Genomic DNA, 22,096 nt, shown 5'->3' on the forward strand with positions numbered 1-22,096 from the left:
CCCACCCCGGTTGCGCCCGGCGGCCTGCCTTGGCACGCTCGGCCCATGCCGGTCCGCCTCGCCCTCGCCCTCTCCCTCCTCCTCGCCCCCGCCGCCGGGGCGCAGGGCCTGACCTTTCCCTTCGATGCGACCGGCAGGGCGGCGCTCGAAACCGGCCTCGACATGGCCGCTGCGTCTCTCGCCAACGCCCTCGTCTTCTCCCGCGATGCCGCCTGGGAAGCCGGGACCCAGCCCATGCCGCCCCACATCCGCCAGGCGCTCCTCGCCTGGTATCCGGCCGACCTCCTCGACAGCATCGAGTACCGTGTCGGCATCGCCGAGGATTCGACCCTGCAATCCCTCGCCATGCGCTACGGCGAGGCCAATGCCGTCACCCTGATCGACACCATCGTCTTCGCCGACCCGAAGGAAGCCGAGAGCGACATCGCCCTCTGGGCGCATGAGGTGAAGCACGTCGAACAGGTCCGCCGCTGGGGCCTGATGGGATTTGCGCAGGCCTATGTCCGCGACCACCAGTCGGTCGAGGCCGAGGCCTATGCCATCGGCGCCGAGGTCAAGGCGCGGCTCGGCGGCAACTGATCCGCCGGCGCAAGTGTTAACGCCAGGTGAACGCCCGCGCGCAACCCGTTGAATTTGCTTGATCCAGAATCCTGTCCACCGTGGACAGCTAGCCCGCCACCGCCCGCAGGCTTGCCGCCCGCGCGGCCGGCACCCGGTCCACCTCGACGCAGGTGAAGACATGCAGCGTGTCCAGCTCCCGGTCCACCACCGCGTGATCCGAGACCCAGCCCCCCATCCCCAGATAGGTCCGCAAGAGGGGCGGCAGCCCCGCCAGCGCCGCCCGCCTGTCGCCAACCGGCCCGGCCTCGGCCAGCGCCACCACCTCCTCGGCCTTCCGCCCGGGCAGATGCTCCACCGGCCCCACGAACTCGGCCGCCAGCAGCGCCAGCCCCGCCCGGTGCCGCGTCCAGTCCGCCCCCCGGAACGAGGTGCAGCCGACCAGAAGCCCCGCCTGCCCCTCGTCCACGATCCGCGTCATCGCCCCCCACGCGAGCCGCAGCACGTCGGGATGCACGCCCCCCGGCGCCACGCAGAACCGCCCCATCTCGGCGATGGGCTTCGCATAGCCCGACAGCGGCCCCACATCGTAGAACCGCGCCGCATAGCCCTGCGCGAGCCCCGCCCCCCAGCCGAACAGCATCACCCGGAAATAGGCCAGCATCCCGCCCTCGCCTTCGACGACGACATGCGCCGACAGCGCATCCTGCGCGTCCTCCTCCCGGCCCGAGACACGCGGAAAGGCGGTGGACCGGAAGGCCATGACCCGCGCCATGTCGGCCCGCCCCCCGGCCAGCCGCGCGATCAACTTGCCTTTCCGGATCGGCTCCACGACTTTTCTCCCGGCCCCTCGCGGATTACATGGATCGGACAAAGGAGACCCGCATGGACAAGATCGTCAAGACCGACGCCGAATGGCAGGCCCAGCTTTCCGACCTCGCCTACAAGGTCACGCGCAAGCATGGCACGGAACGCGCCTTCACCCACGACGATTTCCCGAAGACCCCCGGCACCTTCCGCTGCGTCTGCTGCGGCGCGCCCCTGTTCGACCAGGCGACCAAGTTCGACAGCGGCACCGGCTGGCCCAGCTTCTACGCCCCCATCGACCCCGAGATGGTGGGCGAACAGGAAGACCGCAGTTGGTTCATGCGCCGGACCGAGGTGCACTGCAACCGCTGCGACGCGCATCTCGGCCATGTTTTCCCGGACGGCCCCGCGCCTACCGGCCTGCGCTACTGCATCAACGGGGTCGCGCTGACCTTTGAGCCCGAGGACTGAAAGTCCGGCCCTGCCACTGATCGACGATCACTGTCCCCGACGGCTGAAGACGTCGGCAGCCTGCACCCGACCGAAATTGCCCAGGAGCTGCTGGATGAAGGTCCGGCTCTTGACGTTCGTCTGCGTCACCCGGCGCGACAACTCGATCACCCGGCCATCCTCCAGCCCGTAGCGGGCGATGTTCTCCACCACTCCCTTGTCCGAGAAGGTCACCGCCAGAACCTGGCGGTCGACCTCCTTCGGTTCGCGCGGGCCTACGGTCTTGTAACGGCTCTGCACATAAAACCAGCCGACATCGTTGAGAAGGCCCGAGGTCGAGGGGCGTCCGATCTTCTGGCCAACCGTCTCGCGGGTATCCTTGCCGACCTCGATCTGCGCCAGGTCTTCCTCGGCTGGCACATAGCCGTGGTTGCGATAGATCGGCGAACACGCCGCGACAATTGCCGCCACGACCAGGACCAGCCCCTGCCTGCGCGCAAGGTGGCAGGCCGCAAGGACCGACCGCGCCAACCGGAAATCTGCCATCCCTGCCCTCATGCCCATAACAACGCCGGTGCCCGACGCGGGTTCTTCAAAACCCTTGGCGTTCGGGATAACAGACTAAGTGCCCCGAGTTCAAGAATGGAACGCCGCACCCGTGATGGTCCGGCCCAGCCGGAAAGGCCCCGCGATGTCCGATCCCGCCTCCGCCGCCCCCGTCCGGTTCCGCACCGGCGCACTCAGCCCTCGCAAGCCGACCCGCTTCCGCTTTCTGCCCGATGCCCCGGCCCGGGCGGCGCTGGCCGAGGATCTCGACCTGCTGGCGCTGCACGCGCTGGAACTCGTGGGCGAGATCCGCCCGGTGGGCCGCGACGAACTGGTGCTCGAGGCGCGGCTGACTGCCCGCGCCGACCAGGCCTGCGGGATCACCCTGGCCCCGGTCCCCGCCGTCATCGACGAACCCGTCCGCCGCCGCTATGTCGCGGGGCTCGCCACGCCCGAGGGCGACGAGGTCGAGATGCCCGAGGACGACACGACCGAGCCGATGCCCGAGGTGATCGACCTGTCCGACATTGCGGCCGAGGCCCTGGCGCTGGCCCTGCCGCTTTTTCCCCGGGCGCCGGGCGCCGAATTCGGCCAGGCGCTGCACGCCGAGGACGGTGTCACCCCCCTGTCGGACCCCGATCTGAAGCCCTTCGCGGGCCTGCAGGGCCTGGCCGCGAAGCTTGCGGCCAAGGGCGATCCGCGCCCGGAGGAAGGTTGATCCGACCCCCGTGCAACCGTTGCTGCGGGGCTGCGAAAAGGGGCTTGCGCCGCCCCGAAATCCGAGTATGTTCCGCGCCTCGTTCAAGCTGCGCAGCAGCATCCGTCACCTGTTGCCGAATCCGGCCGGATGGTGCTTATGCGCAAAGGAAATCCGGGGCGCATGTCCCCACTGCCCGAGGTTGAGACATGGCTGTTCCGCAGAACCGCACCACGAAATCCCGCCGCAACATGCGCCGTGCGCATGACGCCCTGGTTGCCGCGAACCCGAACGAATGCCCGAACTGCGGCGAGCTGAAGCGCCCGCACCATGTGTGCAGCGCCTGCGGCCACTACGATTCGCGCGAAGTCGTCTCGATGGCGCGGGAAGTCGATCTGGACGAAGACGCGGCGTAAGCCGCGCAACGCGCGCGTGACCCGATGGCACTCGGACCCGAGTCTGCGTCTGCCCCGGCCACCGAGCGCGTCGTCATTTCAGTTGACGCCATGGGTGGCGATCGCGGGCCGGCAGCCGTCGTTGCCGGCCTTGCCGATTCAGTCAGAAGCTTTCCCCGCCTCGACGCGATCCTCCACGGCGACGAGACGACGCTGCGCCCGCTCGTGGCCAGGCATCCCGGCCTTGCCGGCCGGGTGACCATCCGCCATGCCGAGCGCGTGGTGAAGATGGAGGACAAGCCCGCCCAGGTCATGCGCCACGGCCAGGGCACCTCGATGTTCGCCACCATCGACGCGGTGAAGGATGGCGAGGCGGCGGCGGCGGTTTCCTGCGGCAACACGGGCGCGCTGATGGCGGTGTCGATGCTGCGGCTGCGCAAGCTGCCCGGCCTGAACCGACCGGCTATCGCCAGCCTCTTTCCTACCCCCACCCCGGGCAAGATGAACGTGATGCTGGACATGGGGGCGGACGTGAAGGCCGACCCGGCGGACCTGCTGCAATACGCCTTCATGGGCGCCTCCTATGCCCGCAACGGCCTTGCCATCGTCAAGCCGCGGGTGGGCCTCCTCAACGTCGGCACCGAGGATCACAAGGGCCGCGCCGAGCTGCACGAGGCGCAAGCGCTTCTCGCCCGCAGCGCCGAAGCGGGCAGTTTCAGCTACATCGGTTTCGTCGAGGGCACCGACATCCTGTCCGACCGGGTGGACGTGATCGTCACCGACGGCTTCACCGGCAACGTGGCGCTGAAGGCGATCGAGGGCACGGCGCGGCTGGTTGGCGACCTCCTGCGCCAGACGCTGACCTCGACCTTGATGGCCAAGCTGGGCGCGGTGCTCGCCTCGGGCGCCTTCCGGCGGCTCCAGATGCGCATCGACCCGCGCCGGGTGAACGGGGGCGTGTTCCTCGGCCTGAACGGCACCGTGGTCAAGTCGCACGGGTCCGCCGATGCGACCGGGATCTCCGCCGCCATCGGATTGGCCTACCAGCTGGCACAGGTGCGTTTCCTCGAACGGCTCGCCGCGCGGGTTGCATCCGCCGAAGCCGCGGGGCAGGATGCCGCCCGTGAGGAGGCCGACCGCGACGCCGCGGGGCCAGCGACCGGAGGCAATCCGACCGAATGACGATACGCGCCGCAGTCAGGGGCGTCGGGCATTACCTGCCCGAACGTGTCGTCCCGAATTCCGAATTCGAGGCCATCGTCGATACCTCGGACGAATGGATCCGCACCCGCTCCGGGATCGAACGGCGCCATTTTGCGGCTGACGGGCAGATGACCAGCGACCTCGCCACCCGCGCCGCGACCGCCGCGCTGGCCGATGCCGGCATCAGTGCCGACCGGGTGGACGCGATCGTCGTCGCCACCTCGACCCCCGACCTCACCTTCCCCTCGGTGGCGACCATGGTCCAGGCGGCGCTGGGGATCACCCGCGGCTTCGCCTACGACATCCAGGCCGTCTGCGCCGGATTCGTCTATGCCATGGCCAATGCCAACGCGCTCATCGTCTCGGGCCAGGCCAGCTGCGTCCTCGTCATCGGGGCCGAGACCTTCTCGCGCCTGATGAACTGGCAGGACCGGGGCACCTGCGTCCTGTTCGGCGACGGGGCGGGGGCGGTCGTGGTCGAGGCCAGCGAGGGCACCGGCACCACCGCCGACCGCGGCGTGCTGGCCACCGACCTGCACTCGGACGGGCGCTACAAGGACATCCTCTATGTCGATGGCGGCACCTCGACCGGCACGACCGGGCACCTGGTGATGGAAGGCAGGGAAGTCTTCCGCCATGCCATTGAAAAACTGGCTGAAACCGCCCATGCCGCGCTCGACAAGGCCGGGCTGACCAGCGCCGATGTGGACTGGATCGTTCCCCACCAGGCCAATATCCGCATCATCGAGGGCACGGCCAAGCGCATGCAGGTGCCGATGGACCGGGTCGTCGTCACCGTGCAGGACCACGGCAACACCTCGGCCGCCTCGATCCCGCTGGCGCTCTCGGTCGGCAAGGCGCGGGGCCAGATCAAGCCCGGCGATCTTCTGGTGATGGAGGCGATCGGCGGCGGTCTCGCCTGGGGCTCGGTGGTGCTGCGCTGGTAGGCGCCTTTAAGCACGCGCCACAAGTGGTTGATATTGACTCGGAAATCCATCCGCCGCATCCTCATGCGACAAAGACGTGGGGGGATGAGATGAGCGAGAAGACACTGACCCGGATGGACCTCAGCGAAGCCGTCTTTCGCGAAGTCGGTCTCAGCCGCAACGAATCCGCACAGCTGGTCGAATCCGTGCTTCAGCACATGTCCGACGCGCTCGCCGCAGGCGAGACGGTGAAGATCTCGTCCTTCGGCACCTTCTCGGTCCGCTCCAAGACCGCCCGCATCGGCCGCAACCCCAAGACCGGCGAGGAGGTCCCGATTTCCCCCCGCCGCGTCCTGACCTTCCGCCCCTCGCACCTCATGAAGGACCGCGTGGCGGCCGGAAAGAAGCGCTGAAAGGGGCCTGAGGCGTGGACAAGTCGCCCGAGGCCTTCCGCACCATCAGCGAGGTGGCCGAACATCTCGACACGCCCGCGCATGTGCTGCGTTTCTGGGAAAGCCGCTTTCCGCAGATCAAGCCGGTCAAGCGCGCGGGCGGGAGGCGCTACTACCGGCCTTCGGACGTGGCGCTGCTGACCGGGATCAAGCGGCTTCTGCACGACGAAGGGCTGACGATTCGCGGCGTGCAGAAGATCCTGCGCGACCATGGCGTGCGCCAGGTCGCCGGGCTGACCGACGACAGCGTGACACTGGACGACCTGGCCCTGACCCCTGCCCCGCCCGCGCCCGAACCCGTGCCCGAAGCCGGCTTCATCGCCGTCGAGGAGGACAGCGAGCCCGAGGCACAGGTCAGTGCGCCACAGGCCCCGCCCGCCGCACCATCCGCCGCCCCGGCCGCCCCCGTGCAGACCGGCCTGCCGCTCTTCGACGCGCCGCCCGCCTTCGGCACGGCCACGGCAGCCCCCGCCGCACCCGCCGCGCCGCGCAAGCCCACCCGGCGCGACGACGTGACATTCGCCAGCCTGATCAGGGCCTTGCCGCCCGGCGCCCTGCGCCCCCGCACGCCCGAGATCGCCGGCATCGCGCAGCGGCTGCGCGCCTTGCGTGACCGGCTCGCCGCCCGCGCCGAAGGTGGCAGCGACTGAGCCCCTCATGCGCTTTCCCGCTTGCACCGGCCCGGAATACCGGTATGTATCCCCCCGTGTCGGGCCGTAGCGCAGCCTGGTTAGCGCGTCCGTCTGGGGGGCGGGAGGTCGAGAGTTCGAATCTCTCCGGCCCGACCATCGAAAACCCGCCCGCCTGCCCTCCGGCAGCGCGGGCGGTTTCACATCCGGCCTGCGGGAGGGCGACATGACATCCGGTGTGCTGCCCGCCCAGACCCTGCGCCGGCTGATCGCCGAAGGCGCGCTGTCCGCCGCCCCTGCGATCCGCGACGACCAGATCCAGCCCGCCAGCCTCGACCTGCGGCTTGGCTCGGTGGCCTACCGGGTGCGGGCCTCGTTCCTCGCCGGCCACGGCCGCAGGGTGCAGGACCGGCTGGAGGAATTCACCATGCACCGGGTGAACCTTGTCGAGGGCGCGGTGCTGGAAAAGAACTGCGTCTATGTCATCCCGCTCGCCGAGCGTCTGGCCCTGCCCCCGGGCGTGACCGCCGTCGCCAACGCGAAAAGCTCCTCGGGCCGTCTCGACCTCCTGACCCGCACGATCACCGATGGCGGCAGCGAATTCGACCGCATCCCCGAGGGCTACACCGGCCCCCTCTATGCCGAGGTCTGCCCGCGCAGCTTTTCGGTCCTGGTGCGCGAGGGCCAGCGGCTGAACCAGATCCGCTTCCGCCAGGGTCAGGCGGTGCTGTCGGACGCGGACCTTGCCGCGCTCCATGCCACCGACCCGCTGGTGACGGGCGAGGCGGTGATATCCGAGGGCCTCGGCTTTTCGGTCGATCTGAAGCCCGCCACGGGCACGCTGGTCGGCTACCGCGCCAAGCCGCATACCGGGGTCGTCGATCTCGACCGCATCGGCCATTACCCGGCGCAGGACTTCTGGGAAGAACTGCATACGACCGACGGCCGCATCATCCTCGACCCCGGCGCCTTCTACATCCTCGTCAGCCGCGAGGCGGTGACGATTCCGCCCGACTACGCCGCCGAGATGGCGCCCTACCTCGCCATGGTCGGCGAATTCCGGGTGCATTATGCGGGCTTCTTCGACCCCGGCTTCGGCCATGCCGCCGCGGGCGGCGCAGGCTCGCGCGGGGTGCTGGAGGTGCGCTGCCACGAGGCGCCCTTCGTCCTGGAGCACGGGCAGGTGGTGGGCCGGCTGGTCTATGAACGCATGGCCGAACGGCCCGAGACGCTATACGGCGCGGGCATCGCCTCGAATTACCAGGGTCAGGGCCTGAAACTCGCCAAGCAGTTCCGGTCGGGTTGACCGGGCCGGAGGCTCGGCGCCGCTAGCGCCACAGCCGGCGCGCGATGTTCTGGAACTTCCGCGCCCGTGCCGCAAGATCGCGCGCCTGTTTCGCCTGCTGCCGCTCTTCGGGCGTCATCTCGGCCTCGGGCTTGCCCCTGCGCGCGATGTGGTCGAGGCCTGCATCCATCGCGCTGCGGAACAGCATCCGGGTCAGCCTGTTCCAGAGCCCGTTCAGGTCCATCCTGACCTCTGTTCAGTCTTCGAACAGCTCGCTCTGCCCGGTCGCGGCCTCGTCCTCGTCGTCAGATGCCAAAGCCTGCCCGGGCGCGGGGCGGTTGTCCAGCAGGCCAGCCGCCCGCAATTCCTTCAGCCCCGGCAGGTCGCGGGCGGATTCGAGGCCGAAATGGTCGAGGAAGGTTTCCGTCACCACGAAGGTGACCGGCCGCCCCGGCGTCATCCGGCGCCGGCCGAGGCGGATCCAGTCCAGCTCCAGAAGCTGGTCAATCGTGCCCCGGCTCACGGCAACGCCACGGATTTCCTCGATTTCGGCGCGCGTCACCGGCTGGTGGTAGGCGATGATCGCCAGCGTCTCGATCGCCGCGCGCGACAGTTTCCGCGTCTCGACCGTCTCGCGCCGCATCAGGAACCCCAGGTCCGGTGCGGTGCGGAAGGCCCAGGCATCGCCCACCCGCACCAGATGCACCCCCCGCCCCTCGTAGCGTTTGCGCAGATGCACCAGCGCCTCGGCCGGGTCCGAGCCATGCGGCATCCGCGCCACCAGTTCGGCCACCGAAACCGGCTCGGCGCTGGCGAAGAGGATGGCCTCGACCATCCGCTCCTGCTCGCCCATGGGGGGCGCGTCGAACAGGCTGCCTTCGTCCTCGTGCTCCTCGCGCATCATCCGTCCTTCAACCGCAACTCGATGGGCGCGAAGGTCTCGCCCTGGCGCAGGCTGATCTGGCCCCGTTTGGCCAGTTCCAGCACCGCCGCGAAATGCGCCGCCAGCGCCGAGCGGCGGGCCATGGGACTCACATCCCAGCCCTCGGGCAGGAAGCTGACCAGCGTGGCCCAGTCCCCGGCATAGCCGATCAGCCCGCGCATCCGCTCCAGCGCCTGTTCCATCGTGAACACATGTTCGCGATCCATGACGAAGGGGCGGAACTCGTCCTTCGTGCGGATCCGCGCATAGGCGCGCATCAGATCCAGCAGCGAGGCGGTCCAGACCACCTTGCGATGATGCGTCATGTCCTCGGGCACGCCGCGGGCGAAGAAGTCGCGCCCCAGCTGGTCGCGCCCCATCAGCCGCGCCGCCGCGTCGCGCATCGCCTGCAAGCGTTCCAGCTGGAAAGCCAGATGCGCCGCCAGATCCTCGGCGCTTGGCCCCTCGTCGCCCGGTTCCGGCGGCAACAGGAGGCGCGACTTCAGGAAGGCCAGCCAGGCCGCCATCACCAGATAATCCGCCGCCAGCTCGATCCGCAGGCTGCGGGCGCGTTCGACGAAGCCCAGATACTGCTCGGCCAGTTTCAGCACCGAGATCTTCCGCAGGTCCACCTTCTGCGTGCGGCTCAGCGTCAGCAGCAGGTCCAGCGGCCCCTCGAAGCCATCGACATCGACGATCAGCGCCTCGGCCGCCAGCCGGTCCTCGGGCGCGAGGCGCTCGGGCTGATCCCAGTCTTCCGCCTCAGCCATGCGCCAGCTCGGCCAGCGCCGCCTTCACATCCACCTGCCCCACCCGTCGCGCCGCGATCGCCGCCTCGGCTCGGGCGCGGGTCTCGGGGCCCATGGTTCCGGCCGCCCCCGCCACCGCGACCATCTCGGCGAGGTCGCCCTTGCAGTGCAGCGCGATGTCCACCCCCGCCGCAATGGTCCGCGCCGTGCGCTCGGCGAGCGTTCCCGACAGGGCCTGCATGTTCAGGTCGTCCGACATCAAGAGGCCCCGGAACCCGATCTCCTCGCGGATCGCCCGGATCACCGCGGGCGATTGCGTCGCCGGGCGGTCGGGGTCGATCGCGGCAAAGACCAGATGGGCGGTCATCGCCATCGGCAGGTCGGCCAGCGCCCGGAACGGCGCGAAATCGACAGCCTGCAACTCGTCCCGCGACACGGTGACCGTGGGCAGGTCGTGGTGCGTGTCCACATGGCTCAGACCATGGCCCGGCATGTGCTTCATCACCGGCAGCACGCCGCCCGCCAGCAGCCCCTCGGCCACCGCGCGCCCGATCCGCGCCACCGTTTCCGGGTCGCGGCCATAGCAGCGGTTCAGAAGGAAGGGGTGCGTCTCGGGCCGCGCCACGTCCAGCGTCGGGATGCAATCGGCGTCGATCCCCACCGCCGCCAGTTCCGCCGCGATCACCATGGCGCGCAGGCGCATCTGCCGCTCGGCCGCCGCGACCGACCCGGCGGCCTCTACCGTGTCGAGCGGCGGCGTCCATTCCCGCCAGTGCGGCGCACGCAGCCGTTGCACGCGTCCGCCCTCCTGATCGACCAGGACCGGGGCCTCGCGCCCCACGGCCTCGCGCAGGTCATGGCTCAGGCGGCGCAGCTGGGCGGGATCCTCGACATTGCGGGCAAATAGGATGAAGCCGAAGGGATCGGCGTCGCGGAAGAACCGGCGTTCGTCCGGCAGAAGCACAGGCCCGGCACAGCCGAAGATCGCGGCGCCCGTCCCGACGCTCATTTGTGCGGAACCGGAATGCAGGTCGCGCCTTCCGAGACGAAGGCCGAGCAGAAGCGGCGTGCATCGTCCTCGCCGTCGAAGCCGTGGCCACGCAGCCGGTAGAAGGTCCGCCCGCCGCTTTCAGCCGGCTGGACGACCATCCCCTTGCCAGCCATCAGTTCCCCGAACCGCACCTGCAACTGTGCCCAGGCCGCGCGCGCCTCGTCGGCGGTGTCGAAGGTGCCGAACTGCACCAGCCGCGTGCCGGGCGCGATCGACGCCGGATCGACCTCGTTCGCCGCGGGCAACGCGGCAGCGGCAGTGGATGCAGCGGGTGCCGCGACCCGCGCCACGGGTCGCGCCCGGGGCCGGATCGAGACCGCCATCCCCCCCTCCGGCACCGGTTCGCCGGCCAGGTCGATCTCTTCCAGGTCCGGCGCGTTGTCCGCCGACGGATCGTAGAGTGCGGCATCCGGGATCTCGCCCAGGGCCTCGGCCAGGGCTGCGTCGATGGCGATTTCGGTCGGATCGGCGCTTTCGGTCGGCGGCACGGCGGCCAGCGCCAGGTCCCGGTTGCCGGCAGCGCCGCCGGTCGGTGCCGATGCCTCGGTCAGGCCGGGGGTCAGCATCCCAGCGAGTCCGGCGGTATCCTCGGGTTGCAGGTCCATCGGACGCGGCGCCAGCACCAGCCTTTCGGGCGGGGGCGAGGCGGCCCCGGTCTCCGCCAGTTCGTTCACCGCAAGCCCCTGGTGATCGGCGATGGCCCCGCCGGGGTCGGCCGGGGCGACGCGCATCGGCCCTTCCAGAGCCTGGATCACCGGGACGCCGTTCACATCCCGCACCGCAAGCCGATAGCCCCAGACGCCCAGCCCGATGACCAGGGCCAGCGAGGTTACGGCTCCGCCGATGTTGACAAGCCTTTGCAGGCGCACGGCGAGGTCGGGATCGCGCAGCCCACGCGGCGCCACGGCCTCGTCATGTGAGAAGCCGCCGCCGAAGTCATAATCCGCGTCCGCCATCTGCTGCCCCTGCCTGCGGGACGGTTGATCCGTCCCTGCACTCGCGCCTATCGCCGGCCCGGGCGCCTGTCCTCAGCGCATTTCCTCGACCGGAGTGACGCCAAGGATACCAAGGCCTGCGCAAATAACAACGCCCACGGCCCGGGCTAGGGCGATTTTCGCCGCAGAAATTGCGGTATCCTCCTGGATGAACCGCAAGCTGTCGTCGTCATTGCCCTTGTTCCACAGCCCGTGGAAGTCCGAGGCGAGCTCGTAGAGGTAGAAGGCCACCCGGTGCGGCTCGTGCCCCTTGGCGGCGATTTCCACCAGCCGCGGCCATTCTCCCAGCTTGCGGATGACCTCAAGCTCGGCCTCGTGGCCGAGATGCGCCAGATGCGCCGACGAAAGCGAGGCATCGCTCACATCCAGCCCCGCGTCGCGTGCCTTGCGCAGGATCGAGTTCACCCGGGCATTGGCATACTGGACGTAGAAGACCGGGTTGTCCTTCGACTGTTCGGTCACCTTGTCGAAGTCGAAGTCCAGCGGCACGTCGTTCTTGCGGGTCAGCATGACGAAGCGGACGACATCCGGCCCCACTTCGTCGATCAGGTCGCGCAGCGTGACGAAGGTCCCGGCGCGCTTCGACATCTTGACGACCTGGCCGCCCTTCAGCAGCTTGACCAGCTGGATCAGCTTGATGTCCAGGTTGACCCGGTTCTCCGACAGCGCGCTGACCACGGCCTTCAGCCGCTTGACATAGCCCGAATGGTCCGCGCCGAAGATGTTGATCAGCTCGTCGAAACCGCGCTGCACCTTGTTGTAGTGATAGGCGATGTCGGGGGCAAAATAGGTCCATGAGCCGTCCGATTTCTGCACCGGCCGGTCCTGGTCGTCGCCGAAGGCGGTGGACCGGAACAACGTCTGCTCGCGCGGCTCCCAGTCCTCGGGCGCCTTGCCCTTCGGCGGCTCCAGCACGCCCTGGTAGATCAGCCCGAGGCCGCGCAGGCGTTCGATGGCCGCCTCGATCTGGCCGGTGCCGTAAAGCGCCTTCTCGCTGGAATAGACGTCCATCGTGACTCCAAGCGCCGCAAGGTCGTGCCGGATCATCGCCATCATCATGTCGGTGGCGAAGGTCCGCACCTCTTCCAGCCATTCGCTTTCCGGCTGGTCCAGCAGCCGGTCGCCGTGCATGGCCTTCAGCGCCTCGCCGACCGGGATCAGGTAGTCGCCGGGATAGAGGCCCTCGGCGATCTCGGGGCTCAGCCCATGCGCCTCGCGGTAGCGTTCATAGGCCGACCGGGCCAGCACATCGACCTGCCCGCCCCCGTCGTTGATGTAATACTCCCGCGTGACCGCATAGCCCGCGAAGTCCAGCAGAGAGGCCAGAGCGTCGCCCACCACCGCGCCGCGCGCATGGGCCACATGCATCGGCCCTGTGGGGTTGGCGCTGACGAACTCGACGTTGACCTTGCGGCCCCCGCCCATCGCCGACCGCCCGAAATCCGTCCCCTTGACCAGCACCTCGCGCACCAGCCCCTGCCAGGCCGCGGGCTCGAGCCGCAGGTTCAGGAATCCCGGTCCCGCCACATCGGCCCCGGCGATCCGGGGGTCCTCCATCAGCCTCACCGCCAGCGCATCGGCAATCGCGCGGGGCTGCATCCCGGCAGGCTTGGCCAGCACCATCGCCGCATTTGTCGCCATCTCGCCATGCCCCGCGTCGCGCGGCGGCTCCACCGCGACCTGCGACAGGTCCAGCCCCGAAGGCAGCACGCCCGACGCCATCAGCGCCTGCAACTCGGCCACCACAAGCTCACGGATATCGGCGAACAGGTTCATTTGATCACATCCTCTGATACCCAAGGCCATGCCAGAGGCCCGATCAGAGGTCAAGGATCGGCGGCAGGATCACCCCCGCCGCCAATCCTCCAGCGCCGCGTTCTCCTCGGGTGCGGCCCCCGCCTCCGCCGCATAGGGCGACACCACCGCCCGGTTGCGGAAGTAATGCGTCTCCCGCGCGCCGAAGTAGAAGGCGACGATCGCCCCGAGAAGCCACCACAAGGGTTCGGGCACCGCGTTCAGCCCCACCATGCGGAAGGCGAAGGCCTGCGGATCGACCATCGCATAGACGAACAGACCGATGGTCCCGAAGGCAAGGAACGGCCGCGGCAGCCGGTTCAGCCCGTTCACCATCCGGTCGAACCAGGACAGCGCGGGGTGCTGGTATTCCTCCCCCAGCTGGCGCAGGGCCGCCATCTGCGCCTCGGCCGAATATTCCATCCGCTTGGTGGCACTGGGCACGAAGACCTCTGCCACCCCCTTCGCCGCCTCCCCCAGCGCCGTCACCGCCCCGGGCGCGCCCACCAGCTTGCCGATCACCCCCATTTGGCCACCCGTGCCCGGTGTTGCGCCTCGGTCAGCCGGTATTTCGGCGCCATGAACTCCTCGGCCCGCACGATCCAGCCGCCCTTCCCGCCATCCTTGCGCCGCGCGAATTTCCGGCTCGCCGGGCGGGCGTCGGCCAGGGCGTAATAGTAGTTCCGCCGCGCAATCGCATAGGCATCCGCCAGATGGGTCGGAGCCGCCTCATACGCCATCTGCGCCGCCCGGATCGTCTGCGGCCCAATCGTCCCGTCCGGATCGCAGGGGAACCCCATGTCGGTCAGCAGGCGCTGCAGGATCTTCACCGCATTGCCGCCCGCATTGACATACATGTCGAAGACCGACGCCTGGATCGCCTCCGGCAAGGCCGCGATCCCCGGGCGCCTGTAGTAATGCTCCAGATAGATCTCGACCGCCTGCTTGCGGGTCAGCGCCCTCACGTCGGCCACATCGATCCGCGTGTCGCGGTTCACATCGATCCCCAGACGCCGCAGCGTCCCGATGGTGACACCATAGTTGGTGGCCCCGCCTGGATCGTCCGGGTCGTTCACGAAACCGCCCTCGCGGCCCACGATCTCTTCGGCAATCTGACGAACATCCGGCATCGGCACCCCCGCTCAACCCGAGGGAAGCCTGGCAAACCGCCGTTAACGCCGCCCTTCGGCAGCGCGCGCTCAGCTTTCGGGCTTGGCGTTCGGGTCGACGTAGACGCCTTGCTCCTTCAGCGCATCGACCACTTCCTTCGGCATGTAGGTCTCGTCATGCTTGGCCAGCACTTCGGTCGCAACGAAGGTGTCGCCCTCCATCCGCCCCAGCGCGACCATCCCCTGCCCTTCGGCAAAGAGGTCCGGCAGAATGCCATTGTAGCGCACCGGCACTGTCGCATTGGTATCGGTGACGGCAAAGGAAACCTCGGTGCCCTGCCCGCGCTGGATCGAACCCTCGACCACCAGCCCACCGATCCTGAAGGTCTCGCCCGGGCCGGGCGGCGCCTCCAGAACCTGCGTGGGCGAGCGAAAGAAGTTGATCCCGTCGCGCATGGCATAGCCGACAAGCCCGGTCGCACCAATCAGCGCCACCGCCGCCAACGCGACGATCTGGACGCGCCGCTGCTTCTTCAGCCCCTTCAGACCCCGGAATTCCTTCTTCTCGCTCATTACCCGCGCCCCTTGCCGTTCTCCGGCCCATGCCAAGCCCAAGGTGGGCATACCTTGATGCGCGTCAAGTCCTACGGGAAAAACGGGGCTCAGGGGAAGACCGGCGCCAGCATCAGACCTTCGGTCTCGGGCAGCCCCAGCATCAGGTTCGCGTTCTGGATCGCCTGCCCCGAGGACCCCTTGGTCAGGTTGTCCAGGACCGAGACCACCACCGCGCGCCCCGGGATCCGGTCGCCGATCACCCCCAGATGGCAGAAGTTCGACCCCGCGATGTCACGGGTCGAGGGCAGCGACCCGAAGGGCAGGACCTCAAGGAAAGGCTCGTTTTCATACGCCTTTTCAAGTACCTGATGCACGGTCTTCGCATCGCCCTTCACATAGACCGTCGCCAGGATCCCCCGGTTCATCGGCAGAAGGTGCGGCGTGAACTGCACCCGCACGGGCCGCCCCGCGACCTTCGAGAATTCCTGGTCGAACTCGCCCAGGTGCCGGTGCTTGCCGCCCGCCGAATAGGTGTGGGTGCCGCCGGACAATTCCGCGTGAAGCAGGTTCTCCTTCAGGCTGCGACCCGCCCCCGAGACGCCTGCCTTCAGGTCGATCAGGATGTCGTCCAGGTCGATGCAGCCCGCCGCGATCAGGGGCCGCAGCGCGAATTGCCCGGTCGCCGCGTTGCAGCCCGTGCCCGCCACCAGCCGCGCGGACCTGATCTCGTCGCGGTAGAACTCGGTCAGGCCATAGACCGCTTCCTTCTGGATCTCCACCGCCGCATGCGGCTGGCCATACCACTTCTCGTATTCCGCCGGATCGCGCAGCCGGAAGTCCGCCGACAGGTCCACGATCCGCAGGGTCTTCGGCAGTTTCGCGATCACCTCCTGCGTCGTTGCATGCGGTAGCGCGCAGAAGCACAGATCGACCCCGGAAAAGTCGATCTCGTCGATCTTCTGCAACCGGGGCAGGTCCAGATGCCGCAGGAACGGAAACACCTCCGCCATGCTCATCCCCGCCTTGCGGTCTGCCGACAGCGCGACGATGCGCATGGCGGGATGCGTCGCGATCAGGCGCACCAGTTCCGCGCCCGTATAGCCCGAGGCCCCGAGGATGGCGATGCGATGGGTCATGGCGCGGCTCCCGCAGAAGAAACGCGCCTTCTTTGCGCCCCTTGCGCCCTCAATGCAAGACCGCCGAATGTCACCGGCACAATTCCGGCCTGTGGCTTGCCCTTTTCTGAAATACTCCCGCCGGAGGCATGCAACGGAGGAGACGAGGCAAGGCCGACCCCTTTCGCGCCCTCCTTGCAGCCAGCGCCTCCCCTCCCCCTTCGTGGGGAGGGGCCGGGGGTGGGGGGCCGCCGCCGAACATCCTTTCCAGATGGTTTACGTCCGCGGCCATCCTTCTGATTCAGAATTGAAATCGGAAAATGTCCACCGTGGACAGATCACGGCACCGGGGTCCACATCACGTCATCGATCCGAGGGGCGCCGGTGGCCAGCATCACCACCCGGTCGAACCCCATCGCGATCCCGGCGGCTGCGGGCATCCCCTCCAGCGCCGCCAGGAAATCCTCGTCCAGGGGATAGCTCTCCCCATAGACCCGCGCCTTCTCGGCCATCTCGGCCTCGAACCGCCGCCGCTGCTCGCCCGGGTCGGTCAGCTCGCCGAACCCGTTCGCCAGCTCCACCCCGCAGGCATAGACCTCGAACCGTTCCGCCACCCGTGCATCCCCCGGCACCTTCCTTGCCAGGGCAGCCTCTGCCGAGGGATACCGGTCCAGGATAGTCACCCGCCCCTGCCCCAGCTTCGGCTCCACCTTCTCCGAAAGGACCCGGCTCAGCATGTCCGACCAGGTATCGTCCGAGGCTCGCCGCAGCCCGATCCGGTCCAGTTCCTGGCCGAGGGCTCCGGCATCCGTGGTCCCGTCCGCCCGGATCGAGGCCATCAGATCCACCCCGGCATGGGTGGCGAAGGCCTCGGCCACCGACAGCCGCTCCGGGTCCGGAAACGGATCGCAGACCCGGTCCCGGAACCGCAGCACCGGCGCCCCCGCCTCGCGCGCGGCCAGCCGCAGGAAGGCCATCGTGTCAGCCATCAGGACCTCGTAGCCCTCGCCCACCCGATACCATTCCAGCATCGTGAACTCCGGGCTGTGCAGCGCCCCCCGCTCGCGGTTCCGCCAGACGTGGGAGAAGGCATGAATCCGGGTCTCCCCCGCCGCGAGAAGCTTCTTCATCGCGAACTCGGGCGAGGTGTGAAGGTACATCCTCCGCCCCACCCCGTCGTTGCCGATGGCCTGCGTGGAAAAGCCGTGCAGGTGCGCCTCGTTCCCCGGGGAGATCGCCAGCGCGGCCGGGTCCACCTCGGTGAACCCTTCCGCCGCCAGCCAGCCCCGGATCGCGGCCTGGATCCGGTTGCGGGTCGTCAGGACCGGGCGGCGGTCGGCGTGGCGAGAGGGGTTCCACCAGGCGGATGCGGGATTCATCTGGAAATTCCGGTTGGGATCGGTTAGGGGCGCGGGCAGATGCGGGTCCTTCAGGGACCGCGCCCCCGATATAACAAGGACCCGACCTTTGAAAGTCATCGCCTCCTCGCTCCGCAAGGGCAACGTCGTCGAGATGGACGGCAAGCTCTATGTCGTCCTGACCGCCTCGAACTTCCACCCCGGCAAGGGCACCCCCACGACCAGCGTGGACATGCGCCGGATCTCGGACGGGGTGAAGGTCTCGGAACGCTGGCGGACCACCGAGATGGTCGAAAAGGCCACGGTGGACGAGCGCGAGTACGACTACCTGTACGAGGACAGCGAGGGCTTCCACTTCATGGAGCCGAACACCTACGAACAGGTCGTCGTGACCGAGGACGTGATGGGCGGCAACAAGCCCTACCTGCAGGAAGGCATGCGCTGCTACCTCAAGACCTTCGAGGGCGTGCCGATCGCCATCGAGGTGCCGCAGAAGATCACCGTCGAGATCGTCGAGACCGAGCCGGTCACCAAGGGGCAGACCGCCTCGTCCAGCTACAAGCCCGCGATGACCTCGAACGGGCTTCGGGTCATGGTGCCCCCCCATATCGGGCCGGGCACGCGGATCGTCATCAACACCGACGACGACTCTTACGTCGAGCGGGCGAAGGACTGATCTGTCCACGGTGGAAAATCTGCGGTTTCGATGCATTGTCAGCAGCTTGGCCGCGGACGTTAGGGAATTGCAAAGGTTTGGAAAGGCATGCCGCGGGGCATGCCTTTTCGCTTTTCCGGGGGCCGCAAGCGGCTATTGTGGCACCCGAAAGAGAGGTTTGGGATGCCCAGCGACAGCCATGACGCCTACAGACCGGCCGAGATCGCGGCGCTGATCGAGACGGCAGGCGTGGCCAAGGCCGCGCTGCCCCTGCACCGGATGGCCACGCTTGCGCTTCTGGCCGGGGCCTTCATCGGCTTTGGCGCGGCCTTCTGGTGCGTGGCCATGGCGGGCGCCGACCCCGGCTTCGGGCCGCACCGGGTGCTGGGCGGCGCGGTCTTCGCGCTGGGGCTGATCCTGGTCGTCGTGGGCGGGGCGGAACTCTTCACCGGCAACGCGCTGATGGTGATGGCGGCGGTGGACCGCCGGATCACCCCCGGAGCCCTCATGCGCAACTGGGGCATCGTCTATGTCGGCAACCTGGTCGGCGCAGCAGGGTTGGCGCTGGCCTTCGGGCTGACGGGCCTTCTGGACGGACCGATGGGCGCCACGGCGGCCAAGGCGGCGACGGCGAAGGCCGCCCTGCCCCCGCTGGAAGCTTTTGTTCGCGGCGCGCTGTGCAATGCGCTGGTCTGCCTCGCGGTCTGGCTGAGTTTCGCTGCGCGCACGGCCACGGACAAGATCCTGGGGGTCCTCTGGCCGGTCACCGCCTTCGTGGCGCTGGGGCTGGAACATTCGGTGGCGAACATGTTCCTGTTTCCGGCGGGCGTCTGGGCGGGGTCCGAGGCCGCGCCGGCCGGGATTCTGGGAAACCTTCTGTGGGTCAGCCTGGGCAATGTGGTCGGCGGCGCGGGCGGCGTGGCGCTGGCCTACCGCTTTGCCTACGGCGCAATGCGGGCGTGAGGGCGGTGGGCGGATCGCCCCCCTACCACTCCCGCGCGAGGCAACGGAGGCTGCCAGGGATGGGCGCGCCGGACGGTGCGCTGTCGCGCACCCTACGATCTCACGGCGCGAGTTCCCCGGCCTCGATGCGGAACGGCAGGATGTTGCCGGGCGGCGGCAGGGGGCAGATCGCGAAATCGGTGAAGGCGCAGGGCGGCGATATGGCACGGTTGAAGTCGAGGGTGATCTCGGTCCCGGATGGATCCTCGCCGAAGAGGAAGCGGCAGGCCGGGTAGGTCTCGCCCGCCGTCGCGTCCCGGAAGACGAACATCGGCTTGCCCACCTTCCAGTGCGTCGGCATCAGGGTGATGGTCTGCCCCATGTGCCGGAAGGTCGCCCGGTGCGTGATGGTCACGGCGGCGGTCGAGCCGTCCTTCATCGCCACCTCGGCAGCCTGCGGGGCCAGGCTTTGCCACTCGGCCCGGATCGTCCAGGCCGGATCCTCGGGGTAGTGGCGCAGCGCGACCTGCGGCGCCAGCGTCAGATCGCGCACCCGCAGCGCCGGAACGCCGTCAACCGTATGGATTTCCAGCAGGAATGGATCCACGCGCAGCTGCGGAAAGGCATCGGGGACCGGCAGGAAGGGCTGCGGCGCCTGTCCCGGCCGGGCAAAGCTGGCGCCCGCCTCGGTCAGGTAGAGCGTGCCGAGGAGGTCGGGGCCGGAGGGAAGCCGCAGCCCCTGCGCCGCCCCGACCAGGTGGCGGCCGGGGGCAAGCTCGATCCGGGCGACCAGGTTCAGCCAGCCGTCCGGCGCGGTCAGGGCGGCAAGCCGCTCCGCCCGCCAGGCGGCCAGCGGCAGCATCAGGCCGCCTCGAAGATGATCTTGCGGCGCAGGAACTGGGTGGCCTTGTTCGAGACATAGGCCGGATCGCCGGTGGTCAGGAACCTGGACCGGGTGCCGGTGCCGAGGAACTGCGGGCGGCGGGTCAGGTAGTCGGCGAGGCTTTCTGCCACCAGATTGGCCTGGGAATAGACCTTCACCCCCGGCCCCAGCGCATCCTGGAAGGCCTTCTCCATCAGGGGATAATGCGTGCAGCCCAGGATCGCCGCCTCGGGTGCGGGCATCCGGCGCTTCAGCGCCTCGACATGGGAGCGCACCAGCGCCTCGGCCAGGATCTCGTCGCCCTGCTCGATCGCGTCCACCACACCGCCGCAGGGCTGGGCCTCGACATCGACGCCGATGGCGCGGAAGGCAAGCTCGCGCTGGAAGGCGCGGCTTGCCACCGTGGCAGGGGTGGCGAAGAGGGCCACATGCTTCACCGCGACCTCGCGCGGGGGCGAGTTGTCGCCCCATTGCCGTTCGGTCAGCGCCTCGATCAGCGGCACGAAGACGCCGAGCACGCGCTTGTCCGGGGGCACCCAGGTTTCCTGCATCCGTTTCAGCGCGGCGGCCGAGGCGGTGTTGCAGGCCAGGATCACCAGGTCGCAGCCCTCGGCCCAGAGGCGTTCGGTCGCGGCACAGGTCAGGTTGAAGATGTCATCGGCGGTGCGCACCCCATAGGGCGCATGGGCATTGTCTCCGAAATAGACAAAGGGCACCTCGGGTAGGCGCTTTGTCAAGGCATCAAGAACAGTCAACCCGCCAAGGCCCGAATCGAATACGCCAACTGCCATGCCTGCCGCTTTCCCTTGCGCGCGATCGTGCCGCGCCTGCCCTTTCCGAAATCATAAGATGGACCGTGGCAGGGCGAAAGACCAAAGCAAAGCCGTCAAGATGGGGACAAGCGGGCTTTACATCCGTGGGCGATTCCCTATCTGCGACGGGTCGTGCTAGGGTTCGAGTGGATTTTGGAGAATTCGGATGGACTGGGACAAGCTGAGGATCTTTCACGCGGTCGCGGAAAAGGGCAGCCTGACCCATGCCGGCGAGGTGCTGCACCTGTCGCAATCCGCCGTCAGCCGCCAGATCCGGGCGCTGGAGGAAAGCCTGTCGGTGACGCTCTTCCACCGCCACGCCCGGGGGCTGATCCTGACCGAACAGGGGGAACTTCTGTTCGATGCGACCCAGCAGATGGTGCGGCGTCTGGATGCGACGGCGGCGCGGATCCGCGACAGCGAGGACGAGGTCTTCGGCGAGTTGCGCGTCACCACGACCACCGGCTTCGGCACGCTGTGGCTGGCACCCCGGCTGGCGCGGCTTTACGAAAAGTATCCGGCCCTGAAGATCGACCTGATGCTGGAAGAGCGCGTCCTTGACCTGCCGATGCGCGAGGCGGATGTGGCGATCCGCATGAAGGAGCCGAGCCAGGCCGACCTGATCCGCAAGCGGCTGATGCAGATCCGCATGCAGCTGTTCGCCACTCCGGAATATCTGGCGGCACATGGCACGCCCGAGACGATGGACGATTTCAGCAGCCACCGTCTGATCTCGCAACATGCCGGCACACCCCAGGTGGCGGCAGGGGCGCTTCTGGTGGCGGACCTGATGACGCATGACATCCCCTCCACCCTGACGGTGAACAACTATTTCGGGGTGTTGCAGGCGGTCTTGAACCACCTGGGGATCGGGGTCCTGCCCGATTACCTGACCGAGGATTTCCCGAACCTTGTCCGCGTCCTGCCGGACGTGCAAAGCGCCGAGGTGCCGGTGTTCCTGGCCTATCCCGAGGAACTGCGCCATTCCAAGCGCGTGGCCGCCTTCCGCGACTTCGTGACCGAAGAGATCATGGCCTTCCGCCGCCGCCAGTCCGAGGATGCCGCAGCCTGATTGCTGCCATGCAGCATCTGCATAGCGGCCTTGCCCAAACGTCGGGCATTCCGGACTTGTTTGCGCAAGCATGCGGCACTATCTGAACTCTCGAAGCGGCGATGAGCTTGGCTCTTGCCCCTTCGTACCTCCCTGT

Annotated in this window: 27 protein-coding genes and 1 tRNA gene; 13 read left to right on the plus strand and 15 right to left on the minus strand. The window is 68.4% G+C overall.

All coding sequences use genetic code 11. The features are described 5' to 3' along the window. Positions 1-579, plus strand: a 579-nt coding sequence (locus ACK4IU_RS01530) for a DUF4157 domain-containing protein (protein ID WP_409730940.1), incomplete at its 5' end; no start/stop codon positions are given. Between the two features lie 88 nt (positions 580-667). On the opposite strand, the gene ACK4IU_RS01535 is transcribed toward ACK4IU_RS01530, so the two are convergent. Next, positions 668-1,390, minus strand: coding sequence for a GNAT family N-acyltransferase (locus tag ACK4IU_RS01535; protein ID WP_409730942.1), 723 nt, complete (start codon positions 1,388-1,390; stop codon positions 668-670). 53 nt (positions 1,391-1,443) lie between these two features. Here ACK4IU_RS01535 and msrB point away from each other — a divergent pair, with 53 nt between their 5' ends. Further along, positions 1,444-1,836, plus strand: a complete 393-nt coding sequence (msrB, locus tag ACK4IU_RS01540; protein WP_409730944.1) for a peptide-methionine (R)-S-oxide reductase MsrB — start codon at positions 1,444-1,446, stop codon at positions 1,834-1,836. A gap of 27 nt (positions 1,837-1,863) precedes the next feature. Here msrB and ACK4IU_RS01545 read toward each other — a convergent pair whose 3' ends face one another. Next, a complete protein-coding gene (locus ACK4IU_RS01545; protein ID WP_409730946.1) occupies positions 1,864-2,361 on the minus strand; it encodes an outer membrane protein assembly factor BamE in 498 nt (165 codons plus the stop codon). 145 nt (positions 2,362-2,506) lie between these two features. Between ACK4IU_RS01545 and ACK4IU_RS01550 the strand changes: the two genes are divergently transcribed. From ACK4IU_RS01550 to ACK4IU_RS01585, 8 genes are all read left to right on the plus strand, one after another. Then, positions 2,507-3,079 (plus strand): YceD family protein, encoded by a 573-nt coding sequence (locus tag ACK4IU_RS01550; RefSeq protein ID WP_409730948.1) that lies wholly within the window; start codon positions 2,507-2,509, stop codon positions 3,077-3,079. Between the two features lie 188 nt (positions 3,080-3,267). After that, complete coding sequence (gene rpmF, locus ACK4IU_RS01555; RefSeq protein WP_128516887.1) at positions 3,268-3,474, plus strand: 50S ribosomal protein L32; 207 nt, start codon at positions 3,268-3,270, stop codon at positions 3,472-3,474. A gap of 24 nt (positions 3,475-3,498) precedes the next feature. After that, the gene (gene plsX / locus ACK4IU_RS01560) at positions 3,499-4,635 is read left to right on the plus strand and encodes a phosphate acyltransferase PlsX (protein ID WP_409730950.1); all 1,137 of its coding nucleotides are present in this window, start codon (positions 3,499-3,501) and stop codon (positions 4,633-4,635) included. After that, positions 4,632-5,603 (plus strand): beta-ketoacyl-ACP synthase III, encoded by a 972-nt coding sequence (locus ACK4IU_RS01565; protein WP_409730952.1) that lies wholly within the window; start codon positions 4,632-4,634, stop codon positions 5,601-5,603. Before plsX ends, ACK4IU_RS01565 begins: the two co-directional genes overlap by 4 nt. Before the next feature lie 89 nt (positions 5,604-5,692). Beyond that, on the plus strand, positions 5,693-5,995 hold the full coding sequence (gene ihfA, locus ACK4IU_RS01570; protein WP_409730954.1) for an integration host factor subunit alpha: 303 nt from the start codon (positions 5,693-5,695) through the stop codon (positions 5,993-5,995). Between the two features lie 14 nt (positions 5,996-6,009). Beyond that, a complete protein-coding gene (locus ACK4IU_RS01575; RefSeq protein WP_409730955.1) occupies positions 6,010-6,684 on the plus strand; it encodes a MerR family transcriptional regulator in 675 nt (224 codons plus the stop codon). Between the two features lie 60 nt (positions 6,685-6,744). Continuing rightward, positions 6,745-6,822 (plus strand) — tRNA-Pro (locus tag ACK4IU_RS01580). A 67-nt stretch (positions 6,823-6,889) separates the two neighbouring features. Next, positions 6,890-7,969 (plus strand): 2'-deoxycytidine 5'-triphosphate deaminase, encoded by a 1,080-nt coding sequence (locus tag ACK4IU_RS01585; RefSeq protein WP_409730957.1) that lies wholly within the window; start codon positions 6,890-6,892, stop codon positions 7,967-7,969. Positions 7,970-7,991: 22 nt separating this feature from the next. Here ACK4IU_RS01585 and ACK4IU_RS01590 read toward each other — a convergent pair whose 3' ends face one another. The 11 genes from ACK4IU_RS01590 to epmA all read right to left on the minus strand — a co-directional run bounded on the left by ACK4IU_RS01590 (position 7,992) and on the right by epmA (position 17,617). Continuing rightward, a complete protein-coding gene (locus tag ACK4IU_RS01590; RefSeq protein ID WP_409730959.1) occupies positions 7,992-8,192 on the minus strand; it encodes a hypothetical protein in 201 nt (66 codons plus the stop codon). Positions 8,193-8,204: 12 nt separating this feature from the next. After that, the gene (gene scpB / locus ACK4IU_RS01595) at positions 8,205-8,849 is read right to left on the minus strand and encodes an SMC-Scp complex subunit ScpB (protein WP_409731170.1); all 645 of its coding nucleotides are present in this window, start codon (positions 8,847-8,849) and stop codon (positions 8,205-8,207) included. Continuing rightward, the gene (locus ACK4IU_RS01600; protein ID WP_409730961.1) at positions 8,849-9,640 is read right to left on the minus strand and encodes a segregation and condensation protein A; all 792 of its coding nucleotides are present in this window, start codon (positions 9,638-9,640) and stop codon (positions 8,849-8,851) included. The genes scpB and ACK4IU_RS01600 overlap by 1 nt, the downstream gene beginning before the upstream one ends. After that, complete coding sequence (locus tag ACK4IU_RS01605) at positions 9,633-10,628, minus strand: glycoside hydrolase family 3 N-terminal domain-containing protein (protein ID WP_409730962.1); 996 nt, start codon at positions 10,626-10,628, stop codon at positions 9,633-9,635. The genes ACK4IU_RS01600 and ACK4IU_RS01605 overlap by 8 nt, the downstream gene beginning before the upstream one ends. Then, positions 10,625-11,626 (minus strand): SPOR domain-containing protein, encoded by a 1,002-nt coding sequence (locus ACK4IU_RS01610; RefSeq protein ID WP_409730964.1) that lies wholly within the window; start codon positions 11,624-11,626, stop codon positions 10,625-10,627. The genes ACK4IU_RS01605 and ACK4IU_RS01610 overlap by 4 nt, the downstream gene beginning before the upstream one ends. Positions 11,627-11,698: 72 nt before the next feature. Further along, positions 11,699-13,441: an arginine--tRNA ligase gene (gene argS, locus ACK4IU_RS01615; protein ID WP_409730966.1), complete on the minus strand. Its 1,743-nt coding sequence runs from the start codon at positions 13,439-13,441 to the stop codon at positions 11,699-11,701. Positions 13,442-13,510: 69 nt separating this feature from the next. Continuing rightward, positions 13,511-13,987: a holin family protein gene (locus ACK4IU_RS01620; RefSeq protein WP_409730968.1), complete on the minus strand. Its 477-nt coding sequence runs from the start codon at positions 13,985-13,987 to the stop codon at positions 13,511-13,513. Further along, complete coding sequence (locus ACK4IU_RS01625) at positions 13,978-14,589, minus strand: holin-associated N-acetylmuramidase (RefSeq protein WP_409730970.1); 612 nt, start codon at positions 14,587-14,589, stop codon at positions 13,978-13,980. The genes ACK4IU_RS01620 and ACK4IU_RS01625 overlap by 10 nt, the downstream gene beginning before the upstream one ends. A gap of 69 nt (positions 14,590-14,658) precedes the next feature. Next, positions 14,659-15,114, minus strand: a complete 456-nt coding sequence (gene ccmE / locus ACK4IU_RS01630) for a cytochrome c maturation protein CcmE (RefSeq protein WP_409731172.1) — start codon at positions 15,112-15,114, stop codon at positions 14,659-14,661. Between the two features lie 116 nt (positions 15,115-15,230). Then, positions 15,231-16,259: an N-acetyl-gamma-glutamyl-phosphate reductase gene (gene argC / locus ACK4IU_RS01635; RefSeq protein ID WP_409730972.1), complete on the minus strand. Its 1,029-nt coding sequence runs from the start codon at positions 16,257-16,259 to the stop codon at positions 15,231-15,233. 317 nt (positions 16,260-16,576) lie between these two features. Further along, positions 16,577-17,617: an EF-P lysine aminoacylase EpmA gene (epmA, locus tag ACK4IU_RS01640; protein ID WP_409730974.1), complete on the minus strand. Its 1,041-nt coding sequence runs from the start codon at positions 17,615-17,617 to the stop codon at positions 16,577-16,579. Positions 17,618-17,705: 88 nt separating this feature from the next. On the opposite strand from epmA, the gene efp reads away from it, so the two are divergent. Together efp and ACK4IU_RS01650 are read left to right on the plus strand one after the other, a co-directional pair. Beyond that, positions 17,706-18,272: an elongation factor P gene (gene efp / locus ACK4IU_RS01645; protein ID WP_409730975.1), complete on the plus strand. Its 567-nt coding sequence runs from the start codon at positions 17,706-17,708 to the stop codon at positions 18,270-18,272. A gap of 162 nt (positions 18,273-18,434) precedes the next feature. Beyond that, positions 18,435-19,214 carry a formate/nitrite transporter family protein gene (locus ACK4IU_RS01650; protein WP_409730977.1) on the plus strand — a complete coding sequence of 260 codons (780 nt, stop codon included), beginning with the start codon at positions 18,435-18,437 and terminating at the stop codon, positions 19,212-19,214. Positions 19,215-19,314: 100 nt separating this feature from the next. Here the strand turns inward: ACK4IU_RS01650 and ACK4IU_RS01655 are convergent, their stop codons facing one another. Together ACK4IU_RS01655 and murI are read right to left on the minus strand one after the other, a co-directional pair. Continuing rightward, entirely contained in the window at positions 19,315-20,055 is a 741-nt protein-coding gene (locus ACK4IU_RS01655; RefSeq protein ID WP_409730979.1) for a DUF1684 domain-containing protein, read from the minus strand. Next, the gene (gene murI, locus ACK4IU_RS01660; RefSeq protein WP_409730980.1) at positions 20,055-20,867 is read right to left on the minus strand and encodes a glutamate racemase; all 813 of its coding nucleotides are present in this window, start codon (positions 20,865-20,867) and stop codon (positions 20,055-20,057) included. Before murI ends, ACK4IU_RS01655 begins: the two co-directional genes overlap by 1 nt. A gap of 187 nt (positions 20,868-21,054) precedes the next feature. Here murI and ACK4IU_RS01665 point away from each other — a divergent pair, with 187 nt between their 5' ends. Beyond that, a complete protein-coding gene (locus tag ACK4IU_RS01665; protein WP_409730982.1) occupies positions 21,055-21,960 on the plus strand; it encodes a LysR family transcriptional regulator in 906 nt (301 codons plus the stop codon). Positions 21,961-22,096 lie beyond the last annotated feature (136 nt).

This window comes from Tabrizicola flagellatus, from assembly GCF_046295235.1.
GTDB classification, from domain to species: domain Bacteria; phylum Pseudomonadota; class Alphaproteobacteria; order Rhodobacterales; family Rhodobacteraceae; genus Tabrizicola; species Tabrizicola flagellata_A.

Bases quoted from the DNA above. Each gene is read 5' to 3' on its own strand.
- msrB (WP_409730944.1), top strand. From the start codon at position 1,444: ATGGACAAGATCGTCAAGACCGACGCCGAATGGCAGGCCCAGCTTTCC.
- ACK4IU_RS01620 (WP_409730968.1), bottom strand. From the start codon at position 13,987: ATGGGGGTGATCGGCAAGCTGGTGGGCGCGCCCGGGGCGGTGACGGCG.
- rpmF (WP_128516887.1), top strand. From the start codon at position 3,268: ATGGCTGTTCCGCAGAACCGCACCACGAAATCCCGCCGCAACATGCGC.
- ACK4IU_RS01590 (WP_409730959.1), bottom strand. From the start codon at position 8,192: ATGGACCTGAACGGGCTCTGGAACAGGCTGACCCGGATGCTGTTCCGC.
- ihfA (WP_409730954.1), top strand. From the start codon at position 5,693: ATGAGCGAGAAGACACTGACCCGGATGGACCTCAGCGAAGCCGTCTTT.
- epmA (WP_409730974.1), bottom strand. From the start codon at position 17,617: ATGAATCCCGCATCCGCCTGGTGGAACCCCTCTCGCCACGCCGACCGC.
- ACK4IU_RS01565 (WP_409730952.1), top strand. From the start codon at position 4,632: ATGACGATACGCGCCGCAGTCAGGGGCGTCGGGCATTACCTGCCCGAA.
- argC (WP_409730972.1), bottom strand. From the start codon at position 16,259: ATGACCCATCGCATCGCCATCCTCGGGGCCTCGGGCTATACGGGCGCG.
- ACK4IU_RS01650 (WP_409730977.1), top strand. From the start codon at position 18,435: ATGCCCAGCGACAGCCATGACGCCTACAGACCGGCCGAGATCGCGGCG.
- ACK4IU_RS01585 (WP_409730957.1), top strand. From the start codon at position 6,890: ATGACATCCGGTGTGCTGCCCGCCCAGACCCTGCGCCGGCTGATCGCC.
- plsX (WP_409730950.1), top strand. From the start codon at position 3,499: ATGGCACTCGGACCCGAGTCTGCGTCTGCCCCGGCCACCGAGCGCGTC.
- ACK4IU_RS01545 (WP_409730946.1), bottom strand. From the start codon at position 2,361: ATGGCAGATTTCCGGTTGGCGCGGTCGGTCCTTGCGGCCTGCCACCTT.
- ACK4IU_RS01600 (WP_409730961.1), bottom strand. From the start codon at position 9,640: ATGGCTGAGGCGGAAGACTGGGATCAGCCCGAGCGCCTCGCGCCCGAG.
- ACK4IU_RS01550 (WP_409730948.1), top strand. From the start codon at position 2,507: ATGTCCGATCCCGCCTCCGCCGCCCCCGTCCGGTTCCGCACCGGCGCA.
- ACK4IU_RS01605 (WP_409730962.1), bottom strand. From the start codon at position 10,628: ATGAGCGTCGGGACGGGCGCCGCGATCTTCGGCTGTGCCGGGCCTGTG.
- ACK4IU_RS01625 (WP_409730970.1), bottom strand. From the start codon at position 14,589: ATGCCGGATGTTCGTCAGATTGCCGAAGAGATCGTGGGCCGCGAGGGC.
- scpB (WP_409731170.1), bottom strand. From the start codon at position 8,849: ATGCGCGAGGAGCACGAGGACGAAGGCAGCCTGTTCGACGCGCCCCCC.
- ACK4IU_RS01610 (WP_409730964.1), bottom strand. From the start codon at position 11,626: ATGGCGGACGCGGATTATGACTTCGGCGGCGGCTTCTCACATGACGAG.
- argS (WP_409730966.1), bottom strand. From the start codon at position 13,441: ATGAACCTGTTCGCCGATATCCGTGAGCTTGTGGTGGCCGAGTTGCAG.
- murI (WP_409730980.1), bottom strand. From the start codon at position 20,867: ATGGCAGTTGGCGTATTCGATTCGGGCCTTGGCGGGTTGACTGTTCTT.
- ACK4IU_RS01665 (WP_409730982.1), top strand. From the start codon at position 21,055: ATGGACTGGGACAAGCTGAGGATCTTTCACGCGGTCGCGGAAAAGGGC.
- ACK4IU_RS01655 (WP_409730979.1), bottom strand. From the start codon at position 20,055: ATGCTGCCGCTGGCCGCCTGGCGGGCGGAGCGGCTTGCCGCCCTGACC.